Source organism: Rhizobium sp. Root1204 (genome assembly GCF_001424965.1).
Lineage (GTDB): Bacteria > Pseudomonadota > Alphaproteobacteria > Rhizobiales > Rhizobiaceae > Pararhizobium.
Window position 1 is genome coordinate 1 of the sequence record NZ_LMCZ01000003.1, and the last position, 13,075, is coordinate 13,075.

Below are 13,075 nucleotides of genomic sequence, written 5' to 3' on the forward strand. Positions count from 1 at the left end.
ACAACGCCGCCAAGGCAGACGTATTTGATTTCCAGAAATTCCTCGAGACCGTACTTCGATCCCTCCCGGCCAAGACCCGAAAGCTTGACACCGCCGAACCACAACGCCGCCAAGGCAGACGTATTTGATTTCCAGAAATTCCTCGAGACCGTACTTCGATCCCTCCCGGCCAAGACCCGAAAGCTTGACACCGCCGAACCGCAACCGATGTGGTCACGGGCTACCGTGTCTTTCAGAGTCCAGGCGGGAGCGTCACAATCGGTTCTCCAAACAGCACCGCACGGAAGCCCCTTCATTGGGACTCAGCGGGCGGTGTATCCGCCGTCGGCCAACTGGACCGAACCTGTGACGAAACTCGCACGATCAGAAAGCAGAAAGACGATCATGTCGGCGATTTCCTGCGGCGTTGCCATGCGCTGCATCGGATGACGTTGGGCGACAAGATCTCGTTCGGCCTGAGGCCGAACCGCCATCAGAGGGGTGTCGACATAGCCTGGCGCTACTGCGTTGATTCTGATGCCCTTCTCCGCGTAATCCAGAGCCGCAGTTTTGGTGAGCCCTGCGACGCCATGCTTCGCGGCTGTGTAGGCCGAAGTATTCGCGACCGCGATCACACCGCAAATAGATGAAAGGTTCACGATCGCCCCACCCTTCCCGTGTGCGAGCATCTCGATGACCTGCGAGCGCATGCAGTTGAATACCCCTGAAAGGTTGACGGCAAGGCACAAATCCCAGTCATCCGGGCTTTGCTCGTGCAGCGGCCCTCGCGGCGTGGCGATTCCAGCGTTGTTCACGGCAAGCTCAAGCGGCCCCAATTGCTCAACGGTCGCGTTGATCGCCTTCGCTACCGACGCGCGATCGCTTACATCGAGTTCGACAGCCAGCGCCTTCTGCCCCATGGCCTTCAATTCGGAACACACTCGTTCTGCGCCTTCCATGTCGCGGTCGGCAACAGCGACACTTGCTCCGAGGATTGCCAGGGTCCGGCAAAGCACCGCACCGATGCCTGACGCGCCCCCCGTTACGAAAGCGGTTTTTCCGGTTATGCCAAGATCGAAGCTCATGCCGTCCTCCAATTCAAAATGCGATTTCATTGGCGTCACAAAGCGCGCCACCATGAATTTGACCACAGCCAGGGAAGTACTGGGGCTCCTCCGACGGAAGGCTTGATCGATTAGTGCGTCCTTTGTCGACGTCGCGATTCAACCTCGCCGCTGGCGCCAAATGCCGGCGAAGGCCCTTCGCGCTGTTCGTCGCTAACGACGATGTTCGACCCATCGGGACAACCTCTCAAGTCGCGTGAACTTCTCATTTTTGTAAATAGATTGCCTGTCCAAGAGTGCCATTTCGCATGACTGCAGGCGACAGTCCATTGCGCCAAAATCATGATCCCACCGGCATAACCATACTTGTCACGAAACCGTTCTCCTGTCCGGCGGATCGCATGATGATGACCTTGCGATCCGAAAAACGATTTCCTCTCAAGCATTATTATTAACTAGTTAAGTATTTCGCTGCAAATTGCCGAAAGAGTCAAGAGTGGGAGCCTCTCGCATGAAACATTTTCTTGGGACCGTTTCGGCCAAACTTGTGTTTACGACCGGTGTGGCCATTACGGTTATTTTTGCGGCTTACACGGCCATCGCTGCTTGGAACACCAAGCTTCAGACTGAAAGGGCAGTCATGGTGCTCGCCACCGAGAAAGCATCGGGGGTCACGCAGGAGCTCGCAAAGAATATTGCGCAGGCAACGTCTGCTGCAGCAACCCTTGCCGGCGGTCTGACGGGCTATATCGAGGAAGGTTCACGCAAGCGCAGCGATATTATCGCCTTGCTGAAAACGATCCCGCCACAATACGAGAGCGTCAATGGCGCCTGGATGTGTGACGTTGTCGGCAACAAGAGTCCGAAGCCGCTCTCTGGGCCGGAAGGCCTCAATCCGGAGGGGAATTTTGCAGCATACTGGGCCAAGGGCCTTGACGGCAAAGTGGGGTTTTCAAGCTTTTCCATTTCACCGGACTGGGAATTCTACGCGACGCCTGTCAGAACGGGCAAATCCGTCATTACTTCGCCATTTACGTCAAATCTCAAGCAGCTCGTGACGACTGTATCCGTACCTATTAGAATAGACGGTCAAATGGTTGCGCTAGCTGGCGTCGACATTAAACTTGACGACCTGACGGGTGCGCTCGGCGAGATGCGCCCCTTTGGCGGCGGACACGTCATGCTGCTTGCCAATAACGGAAACTGGCTTGCAAACCCCGACAAGAACAGCTTGATGAAGCCATACGCCGATCCGGGTGCAGATCAAGTGCAGCAAGCATTGTCAGATGGCAAGATGCAGGTCGTCAGGGACATGCCGAATGGTGTGGTTCGGTTGATCTACCCGTTCACCGCGCCCGGCATGAACACGACCTGGGCCGCCGTCCTCGATGTTCCCGGCTCTACCTTTACCGATCCGGTCTGGAGCCAGATCCGCAGCGCCCTCGTTGGAGGCCTGATCATCCTCATCGTGGCGCTCGCAGCCATCCAGCTTGCATCGCGTTCGATCATCGGGAGGCCGCTGGCTGCAGTCCTTGCCGGCGTGAAAAGGATGAGCGCTGGCAACTATTCAGACGTGATCGATAGCCGCAACCGAACCGACGATCTAGGAACATTGACCACCGCTCTGGAGAAATTCCGTCAGGATCTCGCCAGTGGTGAAGCAGCTAAGGTCGAACAGGAAGAACTGCAAAGGCATGTCGAAAGCCAGCGGCAACGTCAGGCGGATGTAGACAACGCTAAGGCCGAGGACCTGCGCCGCTTCGTCTATCTGGTTCAGAACGGCTTTGACGCCCTTGCGGCGGGCGATCTGACAGTACGCATGAAAGAAAGCGTGGCGCCGGAATTCGAAATCATTCGACAGAACTTCAACAGCTCTGTCTCCTCGCTAGAAGACGCGATCCGAAGCGTGATCAATGCAGTTGCCACAATCCGCTCTGGCCTTGGGGAAATCTCTACAGCTTCCAACGATCTCGCGCGGCGCACTGAGCAACAGGCTGCTTCACTCGAAGAAACCGTTGCGGCTCTCAGTGATGTGACCCGCGGCGTGAATGGCACGGCAGAAGGTGCAAGTCGCGCCCAGGGTACCGTCGCCACGGCCCGCGTCAATGCTGAAAAGGGCGGCGAGATTGTCACTCGCGCCATTTCGGCCATGACCGAGATACAGGGTTCCTCCGCCAAGATAGGCAACATCATAAGCGTCATCGATGAGATCGCTTTTCAGACGAACCTGCTCGCGCTTAACGCAGGCGTCGAGGCGGCTCGCGCGGGCGAGGCCGGCAAAGGCTTTGCCGTCGTTGCGCAGGAGGTGCGTGAGCTTGCCCAGCGTTCCGCGCAAGCTGCAAAGGAAATCAAAACGCTTATCTCCACCTCATCAACTCAGGTCGAGGCAGGCGTTCAACTCGTGTCTGAATCCGGCACATCGTTGAAGGAGATTGTCGGCCAAGTCGTGGCGATGAGCAGCACAATCAGCGACATCGCGATCAGCGCCCGCGAACAGGCTTCCAGCCTGCGTGAGGTTTCTTCTGCTGCCGATCAGATGGACAAGGTAACGCAACAGAACGCCGCAATGGTAGAAGAAACCACCGCGGCCGCGCAGGGCCTTGCCCATGAGACCGACACTCTGGCTGAGATGATTGCTCGCTTCCGCATCAGTGAGAGAAGCTGGAAGCAGCAGAGCCTTGACAGCCAGAGCTATGCCATGGCGAGTTGAGCAGCAAGGTTTCCGCAGAAGAGCGACCAATGCCGGGACATGTCCCGGTATTGGTTGTTGCACAAGGCCACCCTGCGGCGGCCTCAAAACGTCGTGCTATAGGCGGCGAAGGCTGATGCCACCAAAACGACTAAGGCACGTCAGTTCGTTGCTCTGCCACCGTCATCGCTCTAGGCGAACAGACTGATGAGGGCGTATGGCGGTACGTTGGAAAACCGCGCGCTTCAACATGGAGGCATTCGCGGCCATCGCCGCCGAGGTGCCGGCCAGCCGCATCGGCGTCCGGGTCTCTTCGCTCGCCAGCTACAACGACGCGCAGGATCCCGACCCGGCGCTAACTCGATACGGTGGGCGCGGGCTATTTGCACGCAGCGGACCAGAACGCCATGTTCGGCGTCTTCGAACTTGATCAGGTGTGGTGCAGGTGCGGCGGCATTACAGCGGTGCCATCGTCGCCAGTGGCGGGCTGACGCCTGAAAGCGGTGCGGAAGGTATACCGATTACCCGCCTTGGGCGCTTGACACGTTTCCCGCATGGTCTCGCGAACATTCCCGAGCCGCGGGGCCTCATCATCGGCCCAATTCGTCCTCGGCCGAGACAATCCGTGAGTTCGACGAGTCTGGCAACCATGACATGCTTCATCCCTGCAACGATGGTCGTCGAGACGGTGTCAGAAAACGGGCTACCATCAAGCGGAAGAGATCGACGCTCCTGCCCAAGTCAAGCTCCGGATCACGCAGCGACCAGGTTCTCAAGCCGTTGAACAGATCGAACAGCAGCGCCGCCGCCGCGTCCGGGTCAAGATCCGGATCGATCTCGCCGCGCAACTGACATCTGCGTAGCAGATCGGCAAGGAGCTTACATGTAGTCCGGTTTTTCTCCAGAACGATGCTGGCCAAAGCCGGGTTTCGGCTCGCTTCGGCGACTAGATCAAAAAACAGACTTCCCTTGTCCGGTTGTTGGCATGTCACATTGCGCCCGATTTCGGAAATCAGGGTATCGATGGCATTTGCACCCTGGAACATATGCTCAAAATAAAAGCGCGTGTCTTCAAGCTGCATTTCCGCAATCGCGGCGATGATTTCCTCCTTGCTCGCGAAGTAGTGATAAAGGTGGCCCGGGCTGATACCCGCTTCAGCGCAAATCTTAGCGATACTGGCTCCCTGGAAACCATCGCGCGCGAAACAGCGTTCGGACGCGTCGAGGATCTCCCGCCGCTTTTTCTCATGCTTGACGGTATCGACCGTTCTCATTCCCCATCCCTCAAAAATAGAGCAATCACTCTATCTTACCTTGACGGAGAGGCCAAGATGGAAATAAATAGAGCGATCACTCTAATTGTGAAGGCGCGGCATCAGGATGAACAGGGTCAAGGGATTGGGCGGGGCGTCGGCGATAATGACGCTGATGGTTCTCACGGCTTGCGCCACCGCACCAATGACCGAAGGTGGGACGTTGTCGTCCTATGAGAACCTCGCTCGGTCAGACGGGGTCGTCACCAGATCACGGCTTCGCGTCGACCGGGCAAAGGTGCTCTCCGCCAGGACAGTGCGTATCGTCTCGACTATGTTTTCCGATCGCGCGGCACCGAAGCTGTCCCAAACGCAGCGTATGCTGGTTGCAAATGTCGTGGACCGTTCATTGTGCATAGGCCTGAGCGATCGATTTTCGGTAGTCGACAGCGGCGCCCCTGCGGACCTCACTATCCATGCGACGGTGACGCATGCAACCGCCACGGACAAGCTGGCTGCGGCAGCTTCGAAGGTCGTGGGGTTCATTCCCTCGGCTCTCGGTGCCAACGGGATTCCAGTGCCCCGTATCCCTATCGGACTGGGCAGCCTATCGATCGAGGCGGAAGCAACGGACGCTACGGGCAAGCAGGATGCCGCAATGCTCTGGGGACGAGGCGCCAACGCTCTGGCAAGTTCCCCAAAGGTTTCGGAAGTCGGCGATGCCTACGATCTGGCTTCGGCATTCGGCGCGGACTTCAGCGGGCTGCTCGTGATGGGTGAAACACCGTTCGGGAAGCTGGGAAAACTCCCCTCGCTCAAAAAACTCGGCACCTCTCTCGGCGGCAGGCCTAAATTTGTCGCCTGCGAATCCTTCGGTCGCAATCCGGGGCTGACCGGCATCGTCGCAGGCGGCATCGGGCTTCCTCCGGAATGGTCCGACAAGGGTGCCACGTCGAGAACGGGTGCTGTGTCGACAACGCAATAAGCCGGGTTCGATCAACGTCGAAAAAAATGGGAAACCGTTCTTCTCATAAAACGGTCGTCAGGAGACAACAATGAAGAAAATAACGGTGTTCGGCGCCACGGGCATGCTGGGAAAGCCCGTAACCGTGCAACTGGTGAATTCCGGTTATGATGTCACCGCCCTTGTCCGGGATGTCGAGGACGCAAGACACGCCCTTCCCTCAGGCGTGACGTTCGTAAAAGGTGACCTGCAGAATCTGGCGGCCTTGAGGAAAGCGATGGACGGTGCAGACGGCATCTATATCAGCGTGTCCAACAAGAATATGAACCCCCGCTTTAACGCCGAGAAACACGGGATTGACAATATATTGAAGGTCGCCAAGGAGTTGGACATTGGTCATGTCGTGTTCCTGTCATCGTTCCTGGCGAGAAATTATCGAGGAGACTGGTGGGTTTATTGCGACAAGAAGGGCGGGATCGATGCCGTCAAGCAATCCGGATTGGCCTACACGATCTTCTACGCGTCCAATTTCATGGAAAATTTCTTTCACGGCATGATCATGGGCCGCAAAGTGCGGATTCTCAGTCATCCAATTGACAACAAATCGTATTGGATTGCGGCCGCGGATTACGCGAAACTGGTTGCAGCGGCATTCAGGAGCGATGTGTCGTTGAACAAGGAGTATGCGGCGCAGGGCCCGCAAGCATTTACGATGCGAGAAGCTGCGGAAGAGTTCGCGAGAAACTACGGGAAGCGGCAGCTCACGATTGGTTCGACGCCGTTCAAGATCATCAGACTTCTCGGCTATCTGATCCCGTCGATTGGCGTCGTGGCGAAAATGGCGGAAGTCAACATTCATAACAACGAGACTTTTGAGGCGCGGGAAACCTGCGACGAGCTCGGTGCGTCGGCGACCACCTTGGCGGCCTTTGCGAGCGCGGCGTGAGCGCCGCCATTACCCCCATTCAAAAAGCTGAACAGCCGGCACACACAGGCGCTCCCATGTTAATGGGGCGCTGAGAGGATCGACGATGACCCGACTTTCGCAAAGCCCCCCGCAGGAACCCGTTTTGATCTTCCTGCCAGTGGGGGCTGGTGACGTGATCGCTGCGAGACTGGCTGAACATGGCTATCGATCGACGGTGATATCATCCATTGCGGACGTTGCGTCAGCCCTGTCCACCCAAGCACATTGTCTTGCCATCACCACGCGTCCGGACATCGACATCGTCAGAAACATCCGATCCATACCGGTCGTCAATCTCGAGGTGTTTTTTCACTCTTCTCCTTCGCGGGACGGTTTGATGAAATCATCCAAGCAATTCGACAGCAAGGCGTTTCTTGCCAGGATAAGGGCACTTACCGAGCCCCGTCCGGCAAGAACGGAAATGATCGTATCCCCAGCGGGCGATGGCCTTGCTCTCAAAGTAACGACCAAGCGGTCGAAACCCTTCAAGTCCTTGCTGGAAGGCCTCGCTCCCAAGTGCGCAAAGACTTGATTCTTGAAACGACCATGGAGCGGCTCCAGTCGTGACCCACGAGGATCGAGATAGTCAGCCACCACTTTGTGCTTGCACGCGAGACGACATTGAGCAGGATCAATGAGAGCCATCTTCACATATCCTTGGAAAACGCGAGGGTCGCGTATTTCCCTTATCGCCCTCTTGGCCCTTGAACTCACGGCCTGTGCGACGCGACCCACTGCCTCCGTCCTTCAACCGAATGACGGGGCCGGGGGCGCGCGGCAACTCACTTTATTCGCTGCTACCAACAGGATCAAACACGGGCAGGGCTTCGGAAGTGGCCGCAGTCGCTCCCTGACGTTCGAGAAGTATGTTGTTTCGATTCCACCTACGCACAGGACGTCTTCCATCGAGTGGCCGAAAACCACACCCGATGCTCGCCGGGACTTCGTTGTCATCGAGCGAAAAACCGTCGACGAAAGGCAATTTATGGCGACCGCAGGCAGGCCGGTCAAAGATGGTCCGGTCGGCCTCTTTGTGCACGGCTATAACTACACCTATCAGGAGGGCCTCTTTCGGCTCGCACAAATCGCCGTCGACGCGAAGATCAAGGGTAGCCCGGTTCTGTTCTCCTGGCCATCGGAGGGTACTCTTGCCGGCTATATCGCCGACAGGGATGCAGCACTGTACTCGCGGGACGATCTCGTATCAGTGATCTCGTCGTTGGCCGCGCAACCGGGTGGAAAACCGATCATCCTGTTCGGGCATAGCATGGGAGGTTTCCTCATCATGGAGGCCCTTCGACAGTTGAAGCTTAACGGCCGTGAGGACGTACTCAAACGACTTGCTGTTTTTTTGGCGGCGCCGGACATCGACACCGACGTATTCCTTCGTCAGCTTGAAACGATCGGGCCAATGGTCGCGCCTTTGACGCTATTTGTCTCAAAGGACGATAGGGCGCTTCTTGTATCGAGCTTGTTTGGGAGCGATAGACAACGGGCCGGTCGCCTGGATATCAACGATCCAGCAGTGACGCAGGCTGCGCAGAAGTACCGTCTAAGAGTAATCGACATAACGGCATTGCCGGGACCGGACGAAACCGGGCACAACCGTTTTGCCAACCTGGCCGGGCTCGAGCCTCAATTTGCTTCTTTCAAAAGTCAACAAGGCGCGTCCCCCGCCGAGGTCGGCGCTTTCGTTTTTGATGCGGCTGCCATCGCGGTGGCGAGTCCGTTCAGGTTGGTGGGAAAGATAGTGACGGTCTCGGCAGCAACACCGAAGTGATCTCCCCGACGGAGGAAGACGCATTGAATAAAGCACCTGCCCTCGGCACTACTCGGGGGAAGAAAACACCCGGCTCACTCCTATTGTTCTTGCCGGATGACATGCGTCGTGGTCGTCGCCCCTGCGCGTTTTTCGGGGCGCGGTGCCGGCAGCATCAAGCCCTGTCTGCAAAGGCGTCATCTCCGGATGGGGCGATACTTTAACTGCATCCACCTTATGCCGTCCCAGCTAACTCGCGGTACAGTTCGACTTTGGGGGGCATGCTCGTCAATCGCTGCAACAACGTTGGCCGCCATCGGGAGGTTCTTCTTCTCCGCCTCCCAGATCGCCCTGAAGCGCTCGACGGTCTCGCGCACCGTGTCGATGACCAGCGTCTCACCCTAATGGTGGTCGTGTCAGGAATTCTATTGTCGGAAATCGCTCGGCGAGTGAGAAGACAGGTTTGGATTTTAGTGTTGCCTGATGGGTATCGGACCAGCAGCCCTGTTCGGGCTGCTGAGCTTGACGTCTCGAATACGCCGGTTACGATCATTGCCTAGCCACCCAAGGCTTCCGCCGGCGCTGGGCAGTCCCACGTACCTCCGATCAGACCTCGGCCGCCTTTGCCGCCATCGTCGCCTTGGCCCACCAGACCAGTTCGTCCAGCGCTGTTTTTGCCGCCGGCAGTAGGTTCGCTTCGATCTCCGCTATCGGCTTTTTTCCGAAGGCCGGATGAATGGCCATGAAATCGCCGCCGCCGATATGGACAGCGGCATGCGTAGAAACCATTTGCAGTTCCACCCCGATCCCCCGAAGATGTTCGACCGCGCGCGCGGCGCCAGTTCCACCATAGCCGATAGCGGTGAAGGGCTTGCGAACCCATTCCTTGTAGGCTTGATCGAGCGAGTTCTTGAGAACGGCTGTAATCGAGTGGTTATATTCTGCGACGACGAAGATATAGCCGTCGTAGCGTCCGACAGTTTCCTGCCAACGGACTGCTTCCGGGTTCTGGCTCGGCATCCACATGTTCGATGCCATCTCGTCGAAAAAGGGGAGCGGGTGATCGCGCAGATCGATTAGTTCCACGTCCATATCAGTGCGCGCCTGAGCCTGTTTCAATATCCATTGTGCTGGCGTGTCGGCAAATCTAGTCGGTCGAGTTGAACCGATGATAATGGCGATCCGGGGGTTAGAATTCAAAGTTAATCTCCTGTATGCCGGTTTCCAATAGTAACCAGATTACGTATTGTTTGTGGGATCGGACAAGGAGGCACTTTGTTGAAACCAGATAACCACGAGGATACCGCCACCTGCGATCACATCAGCCGGATGCTCGCGCGGATCAGCGATAAGTGGACGCTGCTGGTCGTGCGTGTGCTGGGTCATGGGCCGCTGCGCTTCAACGCACTGCGTCGCGAGGTGGGCGAAATCAGCCAGAAGGTGCTGGCATCGACGCTTCGTGAACTTGAGGAGAATGGTTTCGTCTCCCGGACCGTCACGCCCGTCAACCCGCCTCAGGTGGAATATGCGCTGACGGATCTCGGGCGGGAGTTCCTGGATCCTGTTCGGGGCTTAGCCGAATGGGTCGTTGCAAACTCCACGCGCATGGATGCGGCGCGAGCCGCATATGCCCGACGCCGCACGACTGAATGATAAACTCTCGAATGTCGGTATCGTAGTTTGATCCCATCCTCGGTTCCTAACAAGACTGTTTAGACGGTGGTCTGGAATAGGTTCGAAGACCGTTCGAACCCTGTGACATAGCGAAGTTTACGTAGTTCAAGGTTGCTGCTTCTGCGTTATGGCGGATTCACTAGGCTACAGCCTGGCCTCCTGTAATCTCGACCAACGATCCGCACATAAACGCCGCCTCATCGGACGCCAGAAACGCGACGAGCGCCGCGACTTCTTCGGGCTTACCGATACGCCCAAATGGCACGAGCTTGTTCAGATCGGCGATGGTGCGGCCCGACCGCTTCACACCCGCTTCCAGCATGGGGGTATGGATCTCACCGGGGCAGACTGCGTTGACCCTAACCTTATCCGGAGCGTAGTCACGCGCGAGATTCTGCGTGAAAGCCGCGACGGCGGCCTTCGTGGTATTGTACGCGATGTGGTTCGGCGCTGGATAAAGTCCCCACTGCGATGCGGTGTTGACAACGGCGCCTCCACCCGCACCGATCATGTGCGGAAGGACAGCACGGCACAGGTGAAACATTGAATCCAGATTGACGGTGAAGCTGATGTCCCAGTCCTCGTCCGACAGTGACAACAGGTTACCGCGCCGGTTGATGCCAGCGTTATTGACCAGTACGTCTATCCGGCTTTTCAGGCTGAAGACCTTGTTGATCAGGTCGAAGCATGCAGCCTTTTTCGATATGTCGGCAGCGATCGCGATTGCCGCACCACCTTCTGCCTCAATGAGGTTTGCTGTTTGCGCGGCGGCTTCGGCGTTCACGTCGGTGATAATGACGAGCGCCCCTTCCGCAGACAAGCGGCGCGCGATCGCCGACCCTATTCCGCCGCCGGCACCGGTAACGATCGCAACCTTGTCTTCAAACCGTTTCATGACATCTCCGTCTTGCAATTATCGAAGGTAGCTTCCGCCGTTAACGTCGAGTGTCGCGCCATTAAGCGAGGCTTGTGTTGGACGCAGCACGAACGCCACGAGTTCGGCTATTTCCGACGGGGTAGCCATCTCGCCGATCGGAATGTCGGCGACGGCCGCTGCCTTCCCGTGGGTGGCGATAAAGTCTTCCGCCATATCCGTGCGCACCCAGCCTGGAGCGATTGCGATCGCCGTCACGCCGTCCTGCCCGAAGCTGCGGGCGATGGACTTCGTCAAGTTGACAAGCGCAGCCTTGGTCGCCCCGTAGGGCATCGCATCGGCCGCGTAGCCACGCTGACCCGCTCGGCTTGCCATATTGACGATGCGACCCCCGCCGTTCGCCTTGAAATGGCGGATGGCCTCCTTGGAAAGATCCGCAGCCGCAAAGAAATTGATCTGGAATTCCTTCTGCCACGCGGCTTTCCAGTCCTCGGGCGAGGCGTCGACCGAAGTTTCCATACGGATCCCGGCATTGTTGACAAGTCCATGCACCCGTCCTGCGTCGCCGATAACCTTGCGCCAGAGTTCGAAGGGACCGTCCGACGTCGAAAGGTCTGCTTGCACGGTCAATCCGTCACCGCCGATACGGGCGAGAAGCGCCTCCGCCCCGTCTTTATCGCGACCATAGTGAATGATCGGACGGGCGCCCTCGACTGCCAGCCGCTCAATGATTGCCGCACCTATCCCACCGGATGCGCCTGTCACCAGGATTGTCTTCCCTTCAAGCGAAGTGCTCATCGATCTGTCCTCATTTTAACAGACCGACCTGTGGTCCCCAGGTGTCGGACAGTGCGAACCCCGTTGCAAACGGGTCGTCGTCCGAAAGGCGCAGCTCGGAACGTCCATACACATAGCCGCGACCGGTAATGCGCGGCAGGATGGCCTTGCGTCCACCAATTTCGGCCTCGCCTATCACTTCCGCCAAAAACTCTCCGCCGATGATGGAGCGCGATATGCGCCCGTCGCCCGGGGATACCATGCCTCGCGCGTAAAGAGTGGCCAGGTTGGCCGAACTGCCCGTGCCGCAAGGGGAGCGATCAACCCGGCCTGGCTGGAGCGTCGTGCACGTCCGAACGGCGCCGTCCGGCTCCTGGTCGCGGAACATCACGTAAGCGATCTCGTTCACGCCGGGAAGCGTGGGGTGGGCGACATCGATCTGTTTGGCAAGAAGCCGTCTCAGCTCTATTCCGGCCTCGGCAAGCGCATGCGCATTTCCCGGCTCGATCGTCAGACCGATTTGGTTGACATCGACCAATGCATAGTAGACCCCGCCGAAGGCGACATCGACCTTGATGCTGCCCCAGACCGGTGTGTCGAGCTCACGGTCGAGCAATTCGGCAAAGCACGCCACGTTATCGAGGCTGACGCTCAGGCAGCGGCCGTTCTCACAGCGCGCGCGAGCAACGATGAGGCCGGCCGGAGTGTCGAGCCGAACCGTCGTCTCCGGCTCCTGCATCGATATCCGTCCGCTCTCCAGCAGAGCGGTGACGACACAGATACAGTTGCTGCCCGACATCGGATGGGCGCGGTCGGCCTGCAGGACGATGAAGCCAGCATCGGCGTCGGGACGCGTCGGAGGCACGAGCAGGTTCACCGACATGGCGACATTCGCGCGCGGCTCGAACGTGACGAAACGGCGGAGGCTGTCGTCCACCGTATTAACATGATTCATCTTGTCGAGCATGGTTGCGCCGGGAATCTCTGCAGCGCCCCCGACGAGGACATGGCCGAGTTCGCCCTGGCAGTGCACGAGCAGTATGTCGAGGGATCTTTTGAAAAGCATCGGGCAACC

Annotated in this window: 13 protein-coding genes and 2 pseudogenes; 7 read left to right on the forward strand and 8 right to left on the reverse strand. The window is 58.0% G+C overall.

What is annotated here, in order from left to right; genetic code table 11:
• From ASC96_RS32450 to ASC96_RS04520, 3 genes and pseudogenes are all read right to left on the reverse strand, one after another.
• A pseudogene (locus ASC96_RS32450) lies at nt 1–98 on the reverse strand (aldehyde dehydrogenase family protein); the annotation flags it as partial.
• 59 nt (nt 99–157) lie between these two features.
• A pseudogene (locus ASC96_RS33680) lies at nt 158–204 on the reverse strand (hypothetical protein); the annotation flags it as partial.
• Nucleotides 205–302: 98 nt separating this feature from the next.
• A complete protein-coding gene (locus tag ASC96_RS04520; protein WP_060502053.1) occupies nt 303–1,064 on the reverse strand; it encodes an SDR family NAD(P)-dependent oxidoreductase in 762 nt (253 codons plus the stop codon).
• 490 nt (nt 1,065–1,554) lie between these two features.
• Between ASC96_RS04520 and ASC96_RS04525 the strand changes: the two genes are divergently transcribed.
• The gene (locus ASC96_RS04525) at nt 1,555–3,753 is read left to right on the forward strand and encodes a methyl-accepting chemotaxis protein (protein WP_060501831.1); all 2,199 of its coding nucleotides are present in this window, start codon (nt 1,555–1,557) and stop codon (nt 3,751–3,753) included.
• Between the two features lie 196 nt (nt 3,754–3,949).
• Nucleotides 3,950–4,162 (forward strand): hypothetical protein, encoded by a 213-nt coding sequence (locus ASC96_RS04530; protein WP_060501834.1) that lies wholly within the window; start codon nt 3,950–3,952, stop codon nt 4,160–4,162.
• Between the two features lie 229 nt (nt 4,163–4,391).
• Here ASC96_RS04530 and ASC96_RS04535 read toward each other — a convergent pair whose 3' ends face one another.
• The gene (locus tag ASC96_RS04535) at nt 4,392–5,006 is read right to left on the reverse strand and encodes a TetR/AcrR family transcriptional regulator (RefSeq protein WP_060501836.1); all 615 of its coding nucleotides are present in this window, start codon (nt 5,004–5,006) and stop codon (nt 4,392–4,394) included.
• 106 nt (nt 5,007–5,112) lie between these two features.
• Here ASC96_RS04535 and ASC96_RS04540 point away from each other — a divergent pair, with 106 nt between their 5' ends.
• The 4 genes from ASC96_RS04540 (at nt 5,113) to ASC96_RS04555 (ending at nt 8,696) form a co-directional block, all read left to right on the forward strand.
• Complete coding sequence (locus ASC96_RS04540) at nt 5,113–5,970, forward strand: DUF3313 domain-containing protein (RefSeq protein WP_060501838.1); 858 nt, start codon at nt 5,113–5,115, stop codon at nt 5,968–5,970.
• A gap of 70 nt (nt 5,971–6,040) precedes the next feature.
• Entirely contained in the window at nt 6,041–6,895 is an 855-nt protein-coding gene (locus ASC96_RS04545; RefSeq protein WP_060501839.1) for an NmrA family NAD(P)-binding protein, read from the forward strand.
• An 85-nt stretch (nt 6,896–6,980) separates the two neighbouring features.
• Complete coding sequence (locus tag ASC96_RS04550; protein ID WP_060501841.1) at nt 6,981–7,448, forward strand: hypothetical protein; 468 nt, start codon at nt 6,981–6,983, stop codon at nt 7,446–7,448.
• 453 nt (nt 7,449–7,901) lie between these two features.
• Nucleotides 7,902–8,696, forward strand: coding sequence for an alpha/beta fold hydrolase (locus tag ASC96_RS04555; RefSeq protein WP_348270793.1), 795 nt, complete (start codon nt 7,902–7,904; stop codon nt 8,694–8,696).
• 585 nt (nt 8,697–9,281) lie between these two features.
• On the opposite strand, the gene ASC96_RS04565 is transcribed toward ASC96_RS04555, so the two are convergent.
• A complete protein-coding gene (locus ASC96_RS04565) occupies nt 9,282–9,875 on the reverse strand; it encodes an NAD(P)H-dependent oxidoreductase (RefSeq protein WP_060501848.1) in 594 nt (197 codons plus the stop codon).
• A gap of 129 nt (nt 9,876–10,004) precedes the next feature.
• On the opposite strand from ASC96_RS04565, the gene ASC96_RS04570 reads away from it, so the two are divergent.
• Nucleotides 10,005–10,328, forward strand: a complete 324-nt coding sequence (locus tag ASC96_RS04570) for a helix-turn-helix domain-containing protein (protein WP_244481888.1) — start codon at nt 10,005–10,007, stop codon at nt 10,326–10,328.
• Nucleotides 10,329–10,488: 160 nt separating this feature from the next.
• Here ASC96_RS04570 and ASC96_RS04575 read toward each other — a convergent pair whose 3' ends face one another.
• Genes ASC96_RS04575 through ASC96_RS04585 form a run of 3 tightly spaced genes read right to left on the reverse strand, consistent with a single transcriptional unit; the run spans nt 10,489 to nt 13,066 of the window.
• Nucleotides 10,489–11,244 carry an SDR family oxidoreductase gene (locus ASC96_RS04575; protein ID WP_060501853.1) on the reverse strand — a complete coding sequence of 252 codons (756 nt, stop codon included), beginning with the start codon at nt 11,242–11,244 and terminating at the stop codon, nt 10,489–10,491.
• Nucleotides 11,245–11,262: 18 nt separating this feature from the next.
• Complete coding sequence (locus ASC96_RS04580; RefSeq protein ID WP_060501854.1) at nt 11,263–12,021, reverse strand: SDR family oxidoreductase; 759 nt, start codon at nt 12,019–12,021, stop codon at nt 11,263–11,265.
• Between the two features lie 10 nt (nt 12,022–12,031).
• Nucleotides 12,032–13,066, reverse strand: a complete 1,035-nt coding sequence (locus ASC96_RS04585) for a proline racemase family protein (protein WP_060501856.1) — start codon at nt 13,064–13,066, stop codon at nt 12,032–12,034.
• Between the last annotated feature and the right edge of the window lie 9 nt (nt 13,067–13,075).

Excerpts from the sequence above, each read along its gene's own strand:
- ASC96_RS04520 (WP_060502053.1), bottom strand. The coding sequence starts at position 1,064 with ATGAGCTTCGATCTTGGCATAACCGGAAAAACCGCTTTCGTAACGGGG.
- ASC96_RS04525 (WP_060501831.1), top strand. The coding sequence starts at position 1,555 with ATGAAACATTTTCTTGGGACCGTTTCGGCCAAACTTGTGTTTACGACC.
- ASC96_RS04530 (WP_060501834.1), top strand. The coding sequence starts at position 3,950 with ATGGCGGTACGTTGGAAAACCGCGCGCTTCAACATGGAGGCATTCGCG.
- ASC96_RS04535 (WP_060501836.1), bottom strand. The coding sequence starts at position 5,006 with ATGAGAACGGTCGATACCGTCAAGCATGAGAAAAAGCGGCGGGAGATC.
- ASC96_RS04540 (WP_060501838.1), top strand. The coding sequence starts at position 5,113 with ATGAACAGGGTCAAGGGATTGGGCGGGGCGTCGGCGATAATGACGCTG.
- ASC96_RS04545 (WP_060501839.1), top strand. The coding sequence starts at position 6,041 with ATGAAGAAAATAACGGTGTTCGGCGCCACGGGCATGCTGGGAAAGCCC.
- ASC96_RS04550 (WP_060501841.1), top strand. The coding sequence starts at position 6,981 with ATGACCCGACTTTCGCAAAGCCCCCCGCAGGAACCCGTTTTGATCTTC.
- ASC96_RS04555 (WP_348270793.1), top strand. The coding sequence starts at position 7,902 with ATGGCGACCGCAGGCAGGCCGGTCAAAGATGGTCCGGTCGGCCTCTTT.
- ASC96_RS04570 (WP_244481888.1), top strand. The coding sequence starts at position 10,005 with ATGCTCGCGCGGATCAGCGATAAGTGGACGCTGCTGGTCGTGCGTGTG.
- ASC96_RS04575 (WP_060501853.1), bottom strand. The coding sequence starts at position 11,244 with ATGAAACGGTTTGAAGACAAGGTTGCGATCGTTACCGGTGCCGGCGGC.
- ASC96_RS04580 (WP_060501854.1), bottom strand. The coding sequence starts at position 12,021 with ATGAGCACTTCGCTTGAAGGGAAGACAATCCTGGTGACAGGCGCATCC.
- ASC96_RS04585 (WP_060501856.1), bottom strand. The coding sequence starts at position 13,066 with ATGCTTTTCAAAAGATCCCTCGACATACTGCTCGTGCACTGCCAGGGC.